Genomic DNA, 17,728 nt, shown 5'->3' with positions numbered 1-17,728 from the left:
GATGCCCCCCTGTCCGCTGTTGCGCGGCCCGTCATTCCGCCGCGTGCTGGACGGCATAAAGCGGGGCCTTGCGGATCGGGGAAAGCTGCCCGATGCCGTCATGGATGTCGAGGGCCGCGGCATAGAAGGAGCCGCCATCGGGATCCTGGGGCAGGTGCTCGCCATGCAGCACCGCCAGCACGGCGGTATCGGGCAGGCATTCGCACAGGATGCGATGGAAATCGGCGACGGCATCGACATCCATGGCCGATGTCGCCTCGTCCAGCAAAAGGATATCGGGCCGCGCGATCAGGATCCGGGCCAGCACCAGCCGCTGTTTCTGGCCACCCGACAGCACATTGCGCCAATTGCGCCCCTGATGCAGATCGTCGCCCAGACCGGCGATGAAATTGCCAAGTCCCACCCGCGACAGCGCGGCGGCGGCGGCAATGTCGGAATGCTGTTCGGGATGGTCGGGATAGGTCACCAGCGCCTTCAGCGTCATCCGGTCGGGCAGATCGGGGTCCTGCCCGGCAAAGAACATATGCGCCCCCTCGCGCAGGGTGATGCGGCCCCGGCCATAGGGCCAGAGCCCCGCCACCGCCTTCAACAGACTGCTTTTGCCACAGCCGTTCAGCCCGCGCAGACAGACCCGGTCACCGGGATACAGCCGCAGCTGCGCCACCGACATGAAAGCGGGTGCATCATGGCCGCGATGGTGCAGCGCCATCCCCTCAAGCGCCAGCAGGGGGCCGCTGGCGCGGCGGTCGCGGTGGAAATCGCTGACGCCGGTTTCGGCATAGAATTCCCGGCGCTGGCGCACCCGCTCGATCGCCTGCGCCAGTTCGGTCAGCCGCCCGCTATTGGCGCGCAGCGTGGCGATGGCGGGCATGACATTGATGAACCAGGACACATCGCCGATCAGTTCCGCCGTCAGCTCGCCGCTGGCGGCGAAATCGCGAAAACTCAGTCCGCCCGCGAAATAGGCCGGCAGCGCCGGCAGATAGGCCAAAAGCCGCGTCGACAGGAATTGATAGATGCTGGTGAACATCATCATGCCGGCGGTGAGCCAGTTCTGCCGCCCCCATGTCTGGTCCAGCGCGCCATAAAGCTGATCATTGACGCGGCTTTGCGCACGTTCGCCGCGCGCCGTCGCCATCTGGTTCACTCGGCCCAGCATCGCACCCCATTCGCCGCGCCATGCGCCGTCACGACGCTGACGCTGGATGCTCAGCCGTTCGATGACGCGCCCCAGCCGCCATGCGATCAGCGTGACACAGGGCACATAGACCGCAACCAGCGCCAGCGCCAGAAACGCCGATCCATAGACCCCCGGCACCAGATCGACCCGCGCCGCCGCACCCGCGCCCAGCCAATCGGCCAGCATGGCGTTGCCCTGCGCGCCCCAGCGGTCGAGAAACGGCACCGGCTGGCTGCGCGCCACCAGCGCCGAGGACACGAACCAGATCGAGGTCACCGCCCCCCACAGCCCCATGGTCAGCCCGATCAGCCCGCCATACAGCCCGGCCGAGCATTCATCGACACGCTGGTCGATGGCATCGGGCATACGCGGGCGGCCATCGGTTTCGGAACGGTCGCTCATCAGGTCAAGCGCGATACGTTCATCGGCCAGAATGGCGTCGTTGAATTGACCGACCAGCCAGCCCCGCGCCCGGCGATGCAGGGTCGAGGCAATGAAATGGCGCAACGCCACACCCCCGGTGCGCGCCAGAAAGATCCCCAGATAGGCCCCGGCCGCCATAAGCACGACACCCACCGGATCGGGGCCGGTCTCGCCGGTCTGGATCCCGGCAAGCGCGGCCAGAAAATCGGCGCTGGCCAATGCGACCCAGACGCTGGACATGGAAAGCAGGGTGGTGATCGCGAACACGGCCCCGGTCAGCAGCCAGGCTTCGCGCCACCGCGCAGAAACCCAATAGGCCGACAACAGGCCGCATATGCCGCTCAGACGGTTCACCGATACTGCCTCATCTTCGCCGTGGCAGGCCCGCGCCACCCCACGGGCAACGCTCAATTGCCTGCGGGCCGTTGACGGCACATTTTTCCGGTATGTTTCGGCCGCTTTGCGCGTTTCAGGTGCTTTGCGACCGGTTCATGTCACTAGCTTAGCAAGGATCAGTATCGGCGGTAAATTGCCGATTGGTATAGCCGGATTGTACTTTTCGCCATCATATGGTCGCATTTCAGCAACAGTCTTGCTTAACGGCCGACGGCGCTGCGGCGATGCGCCGCGGCGGGCGGCCCGGCAACCGCCCGCGCATGCGCCGGGCCGCCGCGGGCCACCCCCCGTTCAGGCGGTCATGAATTCGCGCACAAAGGCGGTGGCGGGGCGGGCGCGGATGTCCTGGGGACGGCCGACCTGTTCGATATGGCCCATGGACATGACCACGACCAGATCGGCCAGTTCCATCGCCTCTTCCTGGTCATGGGTGACGAAAACCGTGGTCAGCCCGGTTTCATCATGGATGTCGCGCAGGCCCTGACGCAATTCGCGCCGGACCTTGGCGTCCAGCGCGCCGAAGGGTTCGTCCAGCAGCAGCATGCGCGGCTCAATCGCCAGCGCGCGGGCCAGCGCCACCCGCTGCCGCTGGCCACCCGACAGCTGACTGGGATAGCGCGTACCGATCTGGGGCAACTGGATCAGGTCCAGAAGCTTGGTCACCCGGCGCGCGATCTCGGCCTTGTTGGGGCGCGCGGCGCGCGGGCGGGCGTTTAGGCCGTAGGCGATATTCTCGAACACCGTCATGTGCCGAAACAGCGCATAGCTTTGAAAGACAAAGCCCGCGCGCCGCTCCTGCACGCTGAGCCCCGTCGCGTCCTGTCCGTCAAAGAGCACCCGGCCCGAGCTGGGAAATTCCAGCCCGCCCAGAATGCGCAACAGCGTGGTCTTGCCCGAACCCGATGGTCCCAGAAGCGCCACCAGCGCCCCCGAGGGGATGGACAGCGACACCGGGCTCAGCGCGGCGGTGGTGCCGAATTCCTTGGAGATTTCGTCGATCTGAATATGCATGATGGCTCTCAATGGCGACGGGTCGCGGCAAGTTGGTCGGCATGGCGGATTTCCAGAAGCGTCTTCAGACCCAGCGTCACCAGCGCCAGAAGCGCCAGGACCGAGGCCAGCGTGAAGGCCGCGACGGACAGATATTCGTTGTAAAGCATCTCGATGGTGATCGGCATGGTCGCCGTCTGGCCCCGAATCTTGCCCGAGATGACGGCCACGGCGCCGAATTCCCCCATCGCCCGGGCATTGGCCAGCAACACCCCGTAAAGCAGCGCCCAGCGGATATTGGGCAGCGTCACGGTCAGAAACACCCGCCACCCCGACGCGCCCAAGGTCAGCGCCGCCTCTTCCTCGGCGCGGCCCTGTTCGATCATCACCGGGATCAATTCGCGCGCGACAAAGGGGAAGGTCACGAACATCGAGGCCAGGATGATGCCGGGCAAGGCAAAGACGATGGGATAGCCGGCCTGAACCAGCATGCCGCCCAGCCAGGTATTGGCCCCGAAGGTCAACACGATGCACAGCCCCGCCACCACCGGCGAGACCGAAAACGGCAGGTCGATCAGCGTGATCAGAAACGCCTTGCCGTAAAAGTCGAACTTGGTGATGAACCACGCCGCCGCGATGCCAAACACCGCGTTCAGCGGCACCGCAATCGCCGCCACGGTCAGCGTCAGGCGGATCGCCGACAGCGCCTCGGGATCGGCAAGCGAGGTGACGGCGGCCAGCCAGCCCTTGCGCAGCGCCTCATGGAATACGGTGACCAGCGGCGCGAACAACAGCAGCGCCAGCACCGCCAGCACGACCCCGATCAGCAGCCGGCGCACCAGCGGCGTTTCCTGGGTGGCGGGGCGCCATGTGGTGGGGGCGGTATCAGACATATCCGATTCTCCGGCGGCTCCAGACCTGGATCAGGTTGATGGCAAAGAGCATGGCGAATGAAATGATCAGCATGGCGATGCCGATGGCGGTCGCGCCGTCATAGTTGAATTCCTCAAGCTTGATGACGATCAGCAGGGGCGCGATCTCGGTCTTGAGGGGCAGGTTGCCGGCGATAAAGATGACGCTGCCATATTCGCCGACCGCGCGCGCCAGCGACAGCGCGAACCCGGTCAGCGCCGCCGGCATCAGCATCGGCAGGATGACATGGCGCAGGGTATGGGCGCGCGATGCGCCCAGCGTGGCCGAGGCCTCTTCGACCTCGCGCTCGATCTCGTCGATGACGGGCTGGACGGTGCGCACCACAAAGGGCAGGCCCACGAAAACCAGCGCGATAAAGATGCCCAGCGGCGTATAGGCGATCTTAATCCCCAGATCGCGGGCCATCACCCCGAACGCCCCGTTCGGCGCATAAAGCGCGGTCAGCGCGATCCCGGCCACCGCAGTCGGCAGCGCGAAAGGCAGGTCCACCGCCGCGTCGATCAGCCGCCGCCCCGCAAAGCGATAGCGCACCAGCACCCATGCAAGCGTCACCCCGAAAATGAGGTTGAACAGCGCCGCCAGAAACGAAAGCCGGAACGACAGCCAGAGCGCCGCCCAGATGCGGGGGGTATTCACCTCGGTCCACAGCCGTTCGGGACCGGCAAGCGCCCCCTTGAGCAGCAAGGCCCCGATGGGCAGCAAAACCACCAGCGAAAGCAGGGTGATCGTGATCCCCGCACTGATCCCCAGGCCGGGGATCGGGGATCGGTGGATCAGCGGTCTGGCCGTCATCGCGCCCTCACTTCGCCACATAGATCTGGTCAAAGATGCCGCCATCGGCGAAATGCCTGGCCTGCACCTCTTGCCAGCCGCCAAAGCTGGCGATGTCCAGAAGCTCAAGCTTGGGCAGGCGGGCGACATCCTCGGGCGCGGCCTTGGACGTGTCCCAGCCCCGGTAGAAGTTCTTGAAGATGATGGCCTGCGCCGCGGGGGTATAGAGAAACTCCAGATAGGCCTGCGCCAGCTTGCGCTGTTCGTCATTGGCGATATCCCCCTCGACCAGCGCGACCGGCGGCTCGGCCAGCACCGAGACCGAGGGCACGACAATGTCGAACTGATCCTCGCCCAGCTCTTTTTGCGCCAGATAAGCCTCGTTTTCCCAGGCCAGCAGCACGTCGCCGATGCCGCGCTGCGCGAAGGTGGTCGTGCTGTCGCGCGCGCCCTTGTCCAGCACCGGCACATGTTCGAACAGCGCCTTGACGAAGGCCTGCGGATCCTGACCGTTCTTTTGCGCCCATGCCCAGGCCGCCAGATAGTTCCAGCGCGCCCCGCCCGAGGTCTTGGGGTTGGGGGTGATCACCTCGATCCCGTCGGCGGTCAGATCGCCCCAATCCTTGATCCCCTTGGGATTGCCCTCGCGCACCAGAAACACGATGGTCGAGGTATAGGGCGACGAATTATGCGGCAGCTTCGACTGCCAGTCGCCGGGCAGCTTGCCCGCCTGGGCGATCTTGTCGATATCGGCGGCCAAAGCCAGCGTGACCACCTGTGCGGGCAGCCCCTCGATCACGGCGCGGGCCTGTGCGCCCGATCCGCCATGCGACTGTTCGAGGGTCGGCGCCTCATTGCCGTCGGCGGTCCATTTGGCAATGAACGCCTCGTTGAGGTCGCGATAAAGCTCGCGCGTGGGGTCATAGCTGACATTCAGCAGGGTTTCGGCCGACGCCTCTCTGGCCACGCCAAGGATCAGGCCGATGGCGGCCGCCGCCACGAAGAGATGGCGACCGGCACCGCGAAGGCCGGCGCGTTCGCCACCAGCGGGGGCGCCACCAGCGGGGGCGGTGCCGGCGCGGGCCACGGAAACGACCTGCGGGCGCGGCGCCCGGACAGGAACGGGAATAGCAATCATCTGTTTTTCCTTGAAAAACGACAAGACAGGCGCAGCGGCGCGGGTAGAGACAAACGCGATCCAGGCCATCATTGCGGCGCACCCTTGGACAGTTTCCGACCATGATCTTTCATCACATTCTCCTGTCTGATCGGGGCAAGCCGCCCCTGTGCCGTTAATCACGACACAACAAGTCGACAAAAGCAACGGAATAATCACGTCCTATCTGATCGTGAAAAAATCGCGGTCAAATCTGCACAAATTCCGGGCATTTCGGCGGTGGCCGACCCGGGCTTGGCATGTTGTCGGAACAGCCGCGTCACCGTATCACACGATCCGGGGGGCCGAATCAGCGGGGCGCAAAGGGGGGCATAAAGGCGCGATGAGTGTCGCGGCGCGCGCCGGACACGCCGCCAAACGCCATCAGGGATGCGCAATCCCGGCCCCGGAATGGCCGGGATCGTCATTGCGGCACAGCCGCTCATCCATGCCGCCCGCAACCTTTATGGCAAGCGCGGGCCGACACGGAGGCGGGGAACGGAAAGGCGGGGCGGCTGGCGCGGGCCTATGCGCCCGCCGGATCGGCGGCGCTTTCGATCACCCCCTTGCGGATGATGAAATTGCCGTAAAGCCGGGCCTCGGTCGTGTGCAGGACCGCATAGGCGGCCCCGGCCAGGCGATAGAATTCGAACCTGTCGACCGCCGCCATGCCATGCCCCTCGGCGGCGAAAAGCGGCGCGGCCTCGGCCACGGTTTCGGGCACCTGCGCCGCATCGCCCACCACCTGCATGGTCACCACCGGATCGGTGTCGAACCCGTCGACGGGGATCAGCGACAGCACCGCCCGCACCGCGCGCGGCGCGCTGCAATCCATGCGCAGGGGTTGGCCATGCACCGTGCAGCTGCCGACCGAGGTGGCGGGGAAGTTCGCATCCACCACCGCGATCGAATCGCCATGCCCCATGCGCGCCAGCACCAGCAACAGCTCGGGACTGATCAGCGGGTCGATTCCTTTCAGCATTCCTGCCTCCCTTTCAAGCTTGGCTGGAATGATAGCGCCCGCGCGCGAAAGTCATAGGCCCCGCGCGCCGGGATCAGCCGGTGACGCCGCGCGCGCGAAGATCGGCGATGGCCGCATCGTCGAACCCGTATTCGGCAAGGATCTCGGCGGTATGTTCCCCGACCAGCGGCGCGGGCCGGTCGATGGCGGCGGGGGTCTCGCTCAGCTTGACGGCGGGGCCGACGACCTTGACCCGGCCCGCCGTCGGGTGATCGTAATGGGTGATGGCGCCCAGATGGCGAACCTGCGGATCCGCCGCGGCCTCGAGATGGGTCTTGACCTCGCCGCACCAGATATCGACGGCCAGCATCGCCTCGATCAGGTCCTGCCGGTTCCATTCCATGGTGAGGGCCGCGATCCTGTTCCAGATCGCGTCACGTTCGGTGAAAAGCCGCTCGGGGTCGTCATATTCCAACAGGCTGTCATCGCCCAGCACCCCGACCAGCGTGCGAAACGGGCTCATCGCCACGGTCACATAGCCGTCGCGCGTCGGATAGACGCCGAATGGCGCATCCATGCCGGGATGGCCAATGCCCGAATTCGGACGCTGGAAATCCTCGTTGAAATTCATCGCCATCAGCATTTCCTGGCCCTGATGGGCCAAAAGGCCGCTCATCAGGTTGACCTCGACATTCTGTCCCTTGCCCGAGCGTTCGCGCCAGTAAAGCGCGGTCAGGATCCCGTAAACCATGTTCATCGCACCGACCTGATCGGCAAAGCCGGAACCGACCGGCACCGGCGGCCCGTCGCCGCGTCCGGTCGCGGCGGCAAGCCCGGTCAGCCCCTGGATCAGCATGTCCTGACCCGGACGCGACAGATAGGGCCCGCTGGTCCCATAGCCCGAGCCGCTGCAATAGATGATGCGCGGATTGATCTTGCGAAAATCCTCATAGCCAAAGCCCATGCGCTCCATCACGCCGGGGCGGAAATTCTGCACCACCACATCCACATCCGCCGCGATCCGGTAGAGGATATCGCGCGCCTCGGGCGCCTTGAGGTCGATCGCCAGCGAGCGCTTGTTGCGGTTCCAGGCCAGAAAGCTCGGGCTTTCGCGCGTCTCGCCCAGCCACTTGTTGCGAAACGTGATCGAACGGAACAGATCGCCCGCGCCCGGCCGCTCGACCTTGAGCACATTCGCCCCCATATCCGCCAGAAGCTGGGTCGCGAAAGGCCCCTGCAACAGGTGGCTGAAATCCAGAACGGTCACATCTTCCAGTGCTTTGGTCTGCATCATGTCCCCAATCGGCGCTCAGCGCCCGGTGAAAACGGGTTGGCGTTTTTCCAGAAAGGCGTTGATGCCTTCCTCGGCGTCGTCGGTGTTGTAGAGCCGGTAAAGCAGCGTCTGTTCCAGCGTCAGCCCGGCCTCCAGCGGCGTCTCGGCGGCGGCGCGGATCGCGGCCTTCATCTCTTCGGCGGCCAGCGGCGCCACCGCGACCACCGCCCGCGCCCGTTCCAGCGCGGTCTCCATCAAGGCGTCATCGGGCACGCATTCCGCCGCAAGGCCCAGCGCATGGGCGCGTTCGCCGGTGATGCGGCGATGGGCCAGCATGATATCGCTGGCCACCACCTTGCCCACGCAGCGGGTCAGGCGCTGGGTGCCGCCCCCGCCCGGTGACAGACCCAAAAGCCCCTCGGGCAGGCCAAGCCGGGCGCTTGCCGCGCAGATGATGATGTCGCAGCACAGCGCGATTTCGAATCCGCCGCCAAGGGCATAGCCGCGCACCGCCGCGATCACCGGCTGCGGCAGTTTCTCGATCTTGCAGAACACCCGCCGGCTTTCGCGTTGATAGTCGATAAAGGCCCGCGATTGGCGGCCGCGATATTCGGCAATGTCCGCCCCGGCGACAAAGGCGCGTTCGCCGGCGCCGGTGATGATGACCGCGCGCACCGAACGGTCGGCGGCAATCGCATCAAGATGCGCCTCAAGCGCGCGCACCAGCGGCGTCGACAGCGCATTCAGCTTGTCGGGACGGTTCAGGGTCAACATCTCGACCCCCGGTTCGATCCCTTGGCGCAATACCAGTTCCTGGCCCATCTGTTCCCCACCTCGTGCGGCCTGTGGCTTTAGGCACGGCCGGCGATCCCCGTCACAGCACTGTTGACAACGCCTCCTCGCGTTGTCTTATATGAAAATGCATTCTCATATGCAAAATGTCCAGTCTGAAAACTGTGAATTGCATCACGTTGATCGGTGTGATGCCGAGGAGGAGAACCATGAAGACGAAAGTTGCGCTGCCACTGGCGGCGATGATGCTTGCTGCCTGGTCGGGTGCGGCCGCGGCCGAAACCACCATCCGCTTCGCCCACATGAATTCGCCCAGCCACCCGGTCAACGAAGGGGGCAAACAGATGGCCGCCGCCGTCGCCGAACGCACCGGCGGCGAGATCAAGATCGAGCTTTATCCCAGCGGTCAGCTTGGCGAGAACTCACAGGTCACCGAACAGATCAGCCTTGGCGGCGACATCATCGGTCAGGTCGGCGTCGGAACCATCGCCGATTACGTTCCCGACTTTTCGATCATCATCTATCCTTTCCTCTATCCCGATTACGACGCCGCCAAGACTTTCCTGAAAAGCGACCTGATCAAGGATCTGGAACAGCAGGCCGCCGAAAAGGCCAATGCCAGGGTCCTTTGCTATCTGCATTTCGGGGTGCGCGACCTTTACACCCGCGACAAAGAGGTGCGCGGCCCCGAGGATTCAAAGGGCCTCAGCATCCGGGTTCAGCCGGTCACCATGTATACCGAAATGGTCGAAAAGGTCTTTGGCGGCGCCCCGACCCCGATGCCTTGGCCCGAGGCCTATAGCGCATTGGCCCAGGGCGTGATCGACGCGGCCGAGGCCCCGCCCAACGCCATCCTTGATCAGAAACATTACGAACATGCGAAATACCTGTCCCAGACCAATCATATTCTGGACATCTCGCCCCTGGTGATGAGCCAGTCGCAATTCGCATCCCTCACCCCCGAACAACAGACCATCCTTCAGGAAGAGGCCGACCGCGCCTGCGAAACCATGTCCCAGCTGTCGCTCGCCAGCTATGAGGCGGGGATCACGGAACTGGCCGGCCATGGCATGACCATCATCAGCGATGTCGACCGCGAGGCATTCGCCGCCCGCGCCGGGGCCATCGCCGATGCCTTCCCGGAATGGTCGGACGGGCTTTACGACCGCGCCCGCGCCATCATCACCGGCAACTGAACCGTTCGGCCCGCAACCGGGTCCGCCCCGAAAGCCGCCTTGCCGCGTCCTTTCGGGGGTCGGGGAAAAGGGAACGCCATGACCCAGCCCACCACGCAGAGCGGTCTTTCGCGTCTTGACCGCATCGAAACCGTCCTTGACCGGGTGCTGTCCTGGCTGGCCATCGCCATTCTGGTGGTGATGACCGCGCTGGTCATCGCCGCCGTGGCCGCCCGCTATGTGTTTCAGGCGCCGCTCGTCTATTCCTATGACCTGTCGACGCTGCTTTTCGCCTGGGTGGTCTTTCTGGGGCTGTTCAGCGCCGAACGCGATGGCGCCCATATCAGCCTTGATGTGCTGGGCGATGTTCCCGACGGCATTTTCCGGCGCGCCCTGATGGTGCTGAAACAGCTGATCCTGATCGCGCTTGCGGCCTTCATGACCTGGATCGGCTATCGGCTGATCCTGCGCACCGGGATGCAGATCCCGTCGATGCGCATTTCGGTCAGGTGGCTTTACGCCTCGTTGCCGGCGGGGTTCGCGGGCCTGACCCTGATCTATCTGCTGCGATTGCCGGGCATCGTCGCCGGGCGGGAAAGGTAAGCCATGCTTTTGTTCATCGGCATCGCCTTTGTCGCCCTGCTCATTCTTGGCCTGCCCATCGGCATGATCCTTTTGGCGCTCTCGGTGCTTTATGTCCTGTTCGAGCCGGCGATCATGGACCTTGCCTTTGCACAGCGCGTCATCACCGGCACCCAAAGCTTTCCGCTTCTGGCGGTGCCGCTGTTCATCCTGACCGGAGAGTTGATGAACATCTCGGGGATCACGCGCCGGGTGATGGATTTCGCCGCGCTGGTGACGCGGCGGATGTCGGGCGGGCTGGCACAGGCCAATATCCTGCTCAGCACACTTTTGGCCGGGATGTCGGGATCGGCGAATGGCGACGCGGCCATGCAGTCCAAGATCCTGGTCCCGGAAATGACCCGGCGCGGCTATCCGATCAGCTATTCGGCGGCGCTGACCGCGTCCTCGGCGCTGATCGCGCCGATGATCCCGCCGGGGATCGGGCTGATCCTGTTCGGCTTTGTCACCGACACCTCGATCGGGCGGCTGTTTGCCGGCGCGATCGTGCCCGGCCTCTTGCTGGCGGCGGTGATGATGGTGCAGACCCATTTCATCGCCCGCCGCCACCATTGGGATCCGCCGGTCACCGAACCGCCCGCAAAGCCGCTTGGCCCAGCCTTTATCGGCGCGCTGCCGGCGATCCTGTTGCCGATCCTGATCATCGTGGGCATCCGCATGGGCATCTTTACCCCGTCCGAGGCGGCGGCGGTCGCGGTGCTTTACACGGCGGTCTTCATCCTGATCTATCGCGAGGCGAGCCTGCCCCAGATCGGCGCGGCCCTGCGCTCGACGCTGACCACGACCAGCGCCATCATCCTTGTTCTGGCCGCCTCGGCCGCCTTTAGCTGGATGCTGACATTCGAGCGGGTGCCCCAGACCATCGGCGAGGCGATGCTGGCCGCCTCGGACGATCCAAGGATCATGCTGGTGCTGATTTCGGCGATCATCTTTGTCGCCGGGATCTTTATCGAGGGCACCGCGCTGATCCTGATCCTGGGGCCGATGTTCCTGCCCGTGACCAACGGGCTGGGCATCGACCCGGTGCAATATGGCATTGTCTTCGTGCTGATGGCGCATCTGGGCGGGATCACCCCGCCGGTCGGGACGGTGATGTTCACCGTCTGCACCATCACCCGCGTCAGCATCCCGAATTTCGCCCGCGCCGTCTGGCCATATGTCCTGAGCTATCTGTTCGTCGCCGCATTGCTGATTATGTTGCCGTTCCTGAGCACATGGCTGGCACATCTTTAGGGGTAAACGATGACGGGCGACGACAAGAACATCTCGGGCGGCGGCGCGAAACGCGGGGCGGGCACAAGCGCGGCCTATGCGGTGCCCGCGCTGACCAAGGCGGTCGAGGTTCTGGAACTGCTGGCCGACGAGCCGGTCGGCCTGACGGCGACGGATATTTCGGCGCGGCTCGACCGTTCGATGGGCGAGCTTTACCGCCTGATCGTCGCCATGCAGCGGCTGGGCCTGTTGTCGCGGGACGAACGCGACGAACGCTATTCGCTGTCGCTGAAACTCTTCGAGATGTCGCACCGCCACCCGCCCACCGCCCGGCTGGTCCAATCGGCGCTGCCGGTGCTGGAAGCGCTGGCCCGGCAAAGCGAGCAATCGGCGCATCTGGCCGCTTTGGCCGGCGACATGCTGGTGATCCTTGCACAGGCCGAAAGCCCGCGCGCGATGCATTACGCGGTGCGCGTCGGCGCCTCGTTCCCGGTGCTTGAGACCAGTTCCGGCATCGTCATCATCGCCCATAGCGAACAGCGCGTTCAGGACCACTATCTTGCGCATCTGCCCAAGGACGAACGCGACGCCATGCGCCAGCGTTTCGCCGATGCCCGCCGGCTGGGCTATGAATGCCGCGACAGCAGCGCGGTCACCGGCGTCGTCAATATCAGCCGCCCGGTCTTTAACCATGCCGGCGTGCCCCATGCGGCGGTCACCGTTCCCTATCTGGGACAGACGCGGTCCCGGGTCGATATCGACGGCACCCTGCCCATGGTGATCGCGACCGCCGACGAACTCAGCCACACGCTGGGCTGGATCAGGCCGGCCGCAACCGATGCCGGAACAGGCACCGATGCCCGGGGCCGCGCGGATGCCGGCGACGGGGAAAAACCCAAAAGGACAAGGACCAAATGACCAAAAGAACGCTGCGCGGCATTGCCTGGGATCACGATCGCGGTTTCACCTGTCTGGCGCGCACGGCCGGCCAGTTCATGGCCGAGAACCCCGATATCGAAATCCATTGGGACAAGCGCAGCCTGCTTGATTTCGGCGAGGCCCCGATCGACGTTCTGGCCGAACGCTATGACCTGATCATCTTTGACCATCCGTTTTCCGGCAAGGCGCAGGCCACCGGCTGTCTGATCGACCTGAAACCGCATCTGACCGAGGCCGAGATTCAGGCGATGCGCGCCGACAGCGTGGGTCAGTCCACGCAATCCTATCATTTCGGCGGACAGATATTCGGCCTGCCGACCGATGCCGCCTCGCATGTCGCCGCCTATCGTCCCGACCTGATGGCCGCGCTTGGTGCCCGGGTGCCGCAAAGCTTTGCCGAGGTTCTCGACCTTGCCAGAACCGCCCGGCAACAGGGAAAAACCATCGTCACGCCCGCCTGTCCGATTGACGCAAGCTGTCTTTTGTTCACCTTTGCCGCCAATCTGGGCGCCGCCCCGGCCCAGGATGCGGCGCATTTCATCGACCCGCATGCGCTGGACGAGATCCTGGCCCGCATGGGGGAACTGGTCGCGGCCTCGGATCCCCGCTCGCTGGGCTGGAACCCGATTCAGGGCTATGACGCCATGTCCTCGGGCGATGACATCGTCTATTCCAGCTTTGCCTTCGGCTATTCCAACTATGCCCGCAAGGGCCGCGCGCGGCCGATCCGGTCCACCAATATCGCCGGGCCGGGACCCGATCCGCGCGCCGGCGCGCTGTTGGGCGGCGCGGGCTATGGGATCACCCACAGCTGTCGCGATATCGACGCCGCGCTTGCCTATGGGCGCTGGCTGCACCGTCCCGGCTTTCAAAGCGGCGCCTATTTCGAGGCCGGCGGCCAGCCGGGCCTGCGCAGCGCCTGGACCGACGCCCGCGTCAACGACCAGTCCGGCGATTTCTTTCGCGACACGCTCGAAACGCTGGACAAGGCCTATATGCGGCCGCGCTGGAACGGCTTTCTGATCTTTTTCGAAGAGGCGGGAAAGCTCTGTCACCAATGGCTGCAAGGCGCGATGACACGGCCGCAGCTGATCGCCGAGCTGCATGCCCATTACGACCAGACGCGGGCCGAAAGCGCCTGATCCCGCGATGGGGCGGGGCCTCGGGTCCCGCCCGTTTTGTCCCCCCGCTTTGTCCGGCACCGCCTGTCAAAGATCACCCGTCAAAGACCGAATTCGGCGCGGATGGCGGCGCTGTGCTGGCCCACGCGGGGCGATGCGGTGCGGCAACGCGGGCGGATGCCATCGACCCTGAGCGGCGCGGCGGTGGTGGTCACATCGCGCGCGCCCCCGTGCAGGTCCTGCAACAGGCCCAGCCGGGCAAAGCCGGGATGGGCCAAAAGCTCGGGCCAGCCCATCACCGGCGCCGTCCAGATATCCGCCGGCTCGAACAGCGCCATCCATTCGGCGACCGGGCGCTCTGCGATCCGGTCCGCGATCAGCGCGCGGATCTGGTCACGGTCGGCAAACCACGATCCGGGATCCTCGCGCCAGCGATCCTGAACCGGCAGACCCATCAGATCGGCCAGACGCGGCACCGGCATCATCGCCAGCGCCAACCAGCCATCCGCCGCGCGATACACCCCATAGGGCGCCGACAGATAGGCATGGGCCGAACCATGGGCGGCGCGCGCCGGCCTGCGCCCGCCATCGTTGAGATGCGTGGTCAGAACCTCGAATTGCAGATCGACCAGCGCCTCAAGCAAGCTGGTCTGGATCAGACCGCCGCGCCCGGTCACGCCGCGCCGGACCAGCCCGGCCAAAATGCCCTGAACCAATGTCGCGCCCGCGAACATGTCGGCCACGGCAAGACCCATCGGCACCGGCGCGTCGCCCGCATCCCCCGACAGCCACATCAGCCCCGAACGCGCCTGCGCCAGCAGGTCCTGTCCGGGCCGGTCGGCCCATGGCCCGTCCTCGCCATAGCCCGAGATGCTGCCATAGACGATGCGCGGGTTGATCCGCCGCACCCGGTCCCAGTCAAGGCCCAGCCGCTCGATCACGCCGGGGCGGAAATTCTGGATCACCACATCGGCCCGCGCGATCAGCCGGATCAGCGCATCGCGGTCATCCGCATCCTTGAGGTCGAGGGCAAGGCTTTCCTTGCCGCGATTGATGGCGTGAAACAGCGTCGAATCGCCGCCGATCTCGGTATCGGTCAGATACAGGCTGCGGGTCAGGTCGCCCGCGCCCGGGCGTTCCACCTTGATCACCCGCGCGCCCAGATCCATCAGCCGCAGCGATGCATAGGGCCCGGCCAGAAACTGGCTCAGATCGACGACAAGCAGCCCGGCCAGCGGCGCGGGATCGGTATCAAACATTGGCATGGGCGCACTTCGCATATAAATGCACCTGCTTGGGCATGGAAACAGGTGCAAGGTGACACGATCCGACGAGACGACCGCCGAACCGACCCGGAAATATTCCGCGCCAGCCCTGGAAAAGGGACTGGATATTCTTGAGCTGCTGGCCAACGAAGAGGCCGGGCTGAGCCAGGCCGAAATCGCGCGCAGGCTTGCCCGCTCGGTCAGCGAGATCTTTCGCATGCTGGTGGTGTTGCAGGAACGGGGCTATGTCGCGCAAAGCGCGCTGACCGAACGCTATGTGCTGACCACGCGCCTGTTCGAGGTCGCCCACCGCACGCCCCCGATCCGCCGCCTGACGACGCTGGCCGAACCGGTGATGCAAAAGCTGACCGGCCGGGTGAACCAGTCCGCGCATCTGGCGATCCTGTCGGATGACAGCATTCTGGTCATCAGCCAGATCAACAATCCCGGCAACAACAACATGTCCGTGCGGCTGGGCGCCCGGATCGACCTGTGGCGCGCCTCGTCCGGGCGGGTGATCCTTGCCCATCAGCCCGAGGACGTGCTGCGCGCCTTTCTGGACCGGGTGCCCTTGCCGGCGGCGATGACCGAAAGCGGGCTGAAAACCGAATTGGCCCGCATCCGCGCCGATGGCCACGAGGTTCGCGACAGTTTTGTCGTGCGCGGTATCGTCAATATCTCGGTCCCGGTCTTTGACCATTCCGGCCATGCGGCCGCCGCGCTGACGGTGCCCTATCTGGAACGCTATGACGATCCGATCGGCTTTGAGGATTGCCGCAAGGCGGTGATCGAGGCCGCCGCCACCATCAGCCGCGGTCTGGGCGGCGCGCTGGCCGGGCGGCGCTAGGGGACGGCCCGCGCCGACATCCGGCACAGGCCGCGCCCCGCACATTGGCCCGTTCGCTGGCCCCATCGCGGCCCCGCTCACGCCGGGTCGGCGGGCTGGCGCCGTTCGGCCAGCAGGATATGTTCGCAATACATCACCGTCTCGCCGCGCTGATTGCGGGTTTCGACGATCTCGACCACCTGGCCATGACGGGGACGCTTTGGGTCCTCGGCCTTGCGCCCGATGGTGACGGTCGAGCGGATCGTATCGCCGGCAAAGACTGGGCGGGGAAAGCGCAGCCGCTCATAGCCATAGGTAAAGGCGCGCGGATTGATTTCCGTCGCGGTCAGCCCGATGCCGATGGCAAAGGTCATCGTGCCATGGGCGATGCGCTGTCCGAATGGCTGTGTCTTGCAGAATTCCGCATCCATGTGATGGGGAAAGAAATCCCCCGAATGGCCGGCATGGATGACCATATCGGTTTCGGTGATGGTCCGGCCAAGGGTCTCGCGGGCTTCGCCCACCTCATAATCCTCGAAGTAGCGCACGCGTTCCATGGGTCCTCCTCTGCGTCCCGGACCATTTCATATATAGAAAATAATTTGACAAGTAAAATATCGGCTGCTATCCCCCAGCGCAATCTGTGTCACCCTGAGGAGGGGTCCAGACATCTTTCCGGGAGGAGACATCTATGAAAAGTGCTGTGCTGCCGCTGGCCGCGACCTTTCTCGGCCTGTCCGCCATGACCCTTCAGGCGCAGGATCTGACCCTGCGCGTGACGCATGTGCTGTCGACCACCGAACCCATGCATCTTGCATCGGAACGCTTTGCCGAACTGGTCAAGGAACGCTCGGACGGGCGCATCGCGGTCGAGGTTTTCCCCGCCGGGCAGCTTGGCTCGAACCTGGACATGTACGAACAGGTGCGCATGGGCGCGCCCATCGTCCAGATTTCGGACCCGGGCTATCTGTCGGATTATGTGCCCGATTTCGGCATTCTGAACGCCCCCTATCTGCTTGACGAGGCGGGCGATTTCCAAAAGCTGCTGGACAGCGACTGGTACAAGGGCATTTCCGACAAGATCGCCGCCGATCACCAGATCCGCGTGCTGACGCTGAACTGGCTGTTCGGGGGGCGCCAGATCATCGCCAACAAGCCGGTGCGCAGCCCCGCCGACCTTCAGAACGTGTCGATCCGGGTGCCGCCGAACGTGATGTGGATCGAAACCTTTGCCGCCCTTGGCGCGCGCGGCGAGACGCTGGCCTGGCCCGAGGTCTATTCCGGTCTGGCCTCGGGCGTGGTCGATGCCGCCGAGGCGCCCTTGTCATCGCTTTGGGGGTCCAAGCTTTACGAAAGCGCCAAGACCGTGTCGATGACCAACCATTTCATCGCCTATTCCGGGCCGATCATCAACGAAAGCGTCTATCAGTCGCTGGACCCCGAGCTGCAACAGGTGCTGGTCACCTCGGCCGAGGATGCGGGCAAATACATGGCCGAGCTGGTGACGCAGTCGCAGGCGACCCTGCGCGCCGATCTTGAAGGCGCGGGCGTGACCTTTGTCGACGATGTCGACATGGGCGCGATGCGCGCCGCGACCGAGGTCGTCTATACCAAGTTCCCCGACTGGACGCCGGGGTTGCACGATACCGTCCGCGCCCTTCTCGACAACTGAG

At 64.9% G+C, this 17,728-nt stretch carries 17 protein-coding genes; 7 read left to right on the top strand and 10 right to left on the bottom strand.

Annotated features, from left to right (window positions below; genetic code table 11):
* Positions 1–31 precede the first annotated feature (31 nt).
* From ACFOMH_RS07045 to ACFOMH_RS07010, 8 genes are all read right to left on the bottom strand, one after another.
* Entirely contained in the window at positions 32–2,014 is a 1,983-nt protein-coding gene (locus ACFOMH_RS07045; protein WP_377743521.1) for an ATP-binding cassette domain-containing protein, read from the bottom strand.
* 276 nt (positions 2,015–2,290) lie between these two features.
* Positions 2,291–3,010 (bottom strand): sulfate/molybdate ABC transporter ATP-binding protein, encoded by a 720-nt coding sequence (locus ACFOMH_RS07040; RefSeq protein WP_377743519.1) that lies wholly within the window; start codon positions 3,008–3,010, stop codon positions 2,291–2,293.
* A gap of 8 nt (positions 3,011–3,018) precedes the next feature.
* Complete coding sequence (gene cysW / locus ACFOMH_RS07035) at positions 3,019–3,882, bottom strand: sulfate ABC transporter permease subunit CysW (protein WP_377743518.1); 864 nt, start codon at positions 3,880–3,882, stop codon at positions 3,019–3,021.
* Positions 3,875–4,714, bottom strand: a complete 840-nt coding sequence (gene cysT / locus ACFOMH_RS07030; RefSeq protein ID WP_377743516.1) for a sulfate ABC transporter permease subunit CysT — start codon at positions 4,712–4,714, stop codon at positions 3,875–3,877. The genes cysW and cysT overlap by 8 nt, the downstream gene beginning before the upstream one ends.
* A gap of 7 nt (positions 4,715–4,721) precedes the next feature.
* The gene (locus tag ACFOMH_RS07025) at positions 4,722–5,831 is read right to left on the bottom strand and encodes a sulfate ABC transporter substrate-binding protein (RefSeq protein WP_377743514.1); all 1,110 of its coding nucleotides are present in this window, start codon (positions 5,829–5,831) and stop codon (positions 4,722–4,724) included.
* Positions 5,832–6,375: 544 nt separating this feature from the next.
* Entirely contained in the window at positions 6,376–6,831 is a 456-nt protein-coding gene (locus tag ACFOMH_RS07020) for an RbsD/FucU family protein (RefSeq protein ID WP_377743512.1), read from the bottom strand.
* 73 nt (positions 6,832–6,904) lie between these two features.
* On the bottom strand, positions 6,905–8,104 hold the full coding sequence (locus ACFOMH_RS07015; protein WP_377743511.1) for a CaiB/BaiF CoA transferase family protein: 1,200 nt from the start codon (positions 8,102–8,104) through the stop codon (positions 6,905–6,907).
* Positions 8,105–8,119: 15 nt separating this feature from the next.
* Positions 8,120–8,905, bottom strand: a complete 786-nt coding sequence (locus tag ACFOMH_RS07010; RefSeq protein ID WP_377743509.1) for an enoyl-CoA hydratase/isomerase family protein — start codon at positions 8,903–8,905, stop codon at positions 8,120–8,122.
* Positions 8,906–9,084: 179 nt separating this feature from the next.
* Between ACFOMH_RS07010 and dctP the strand changes: the two genes are divergently transcribed.
* The 5 genes from dctP (at position 9,085) to ACFOMH_RS06985 (ending at position 13,985) form a co-directional block, all read left to right on the top strand.
* A complete protein-coding gene (dctP, locus tag ACFOMH_RS07005; RefSeq protein WP_377743507.1) occupies positions 9,085–10,071 on the top strand; it encodes a TRAP transporter substrate-binding protein DctP in 987 nt (328 codons plus the stop codon).
* Positions 10,072–10,149: 78 nt separating this feature from the next.
* Complete coding sequence (locus ACFOMH_RS07000; protein WP_377743505.1) at positions 10,150–10,653, top strand: TRAP transporter small permease; 504 nt, start codon at positions 10,150–10,152, stop codon at positions 10,651–10,653.
* Positions 10,654–10,656: 3 nt separating this feature from the next.
* Entirely contained in the window at positions 10,657–11,925 is a 1,269-nt protein-coding gene (locus tag ACFOMH_RS06995; protein WP_374426195.1) for a TRAP transporter large permease, read from the top strand.
* Positions 11,926–11,934: 9 nt separating this feature from the next.
* Positions 11,935–12,822, top strand: a complete 888-nt coding sequence (locus ACFOMH_RS06990; protein WP_377743503.1) for an IclR family transcriptional regulator — start codon at positions 11,935–11,937, stop codon at positions 12,820–12,822.
* Positions 12,819–13,985 carry an extracellular solute-binding protein gene (locus tag ACFOMH_RS06985; RefSeq protein ID WP_377743501.1) on the top strand — a complete coding sequence of 389 codons (1,167 nt, stop codon included), beginning with the start codon at positions 12,819–12,821 and terminating at the stop codon, positions 13,983–13,985. The genes ACFOMH_RS06990 and ACFOMH_RS06985 overlap by 4 nt, the downstream gene beginning before the upstream one ends.
* Before the next feature lie 80 nt (positions 13,986–14,065).
* Here the strand turns inward: ACFOMH_RS06985 and ACFOMH_RS06980 are convergent, their stop codons facing one another.
* Positions 14,066–15,229, bottom strand: coding sequence for a CaiB/BaiF CoA transferase family protein (locus ACFOMH_RS06980; RefSeq protein WP_377743500.1), 1,164 nt, complete (start codon positions 15,227–15,229; stop codon positions 14,066–14,068).
* A 52-nt stretch (positions 15,230–15,281) separates the two neighbouring features.
* Between ACFOMH_RS06980 and ACFOMH_RS06975 the strand changes: the two genes are divergently transcribed.
* Positions 15,282–16,076, top strand: a complete 795-nt coding sequence (locus ACFOMH_RS06975) for an IclR family transcriptional regulator (protein ID WP_374426203.1) — start codon at positions 15,282–15,284, stop codon at positions 16,074–16,076.
* 77 nt (positions 16,077–16,153) lie between these two features.
* On the opposite strand, the gene ACFOMH_RS06970 is transcribed toward ACFOMH_RS06975, so the two are convergent.
* Positions 16,154–16,612 carry a MaoC family dehydratase gene (locus ACFOMH_RS06970; protein WP_374426205.1) on the bottom strand — a complete coding sequence of 153 codons (459 nt, stop codon included), beginning with the start codon at positions 16,610–16,612 and terminating at the stop codon, positions 16,154–16,156.
* Positions 16,613–16,746: 134 nt separating this feature from the next.
* Between ACFOMH_RS06970 and ACFOMH_RS06965 the strand changes: the two genes are divergently transcribed.
* Positions 16,747–17,727: a C4-dicarboxylate TRAP transporter substrate-binding protein gene (locus ACFOMH_RS06965; protein ID WP_377743497.1), complete on the top strand. Its 981-nt coding sequence runs from the start codon at positions 16,747–16,749 to the stop codon at positions 17,725–17,727.
* Position 17,728: the final 1 nt, after the last annotated feature.

Origin of the sequence: Paracoccus mangrovi (assembly GCF_042648425.1) — a bacterium.
Lineage (GTDB): Bacteria > Pseudomonadota > Alphaproteobacteria > Rhodobacterales > Rhodobacteraceae > Paracoccus > Paracoccus mangrovi.
Note: the sequence above shows the minus strand (reverse complement) of the source record. Positions and strands in the feature narration are given on the sequence as shown.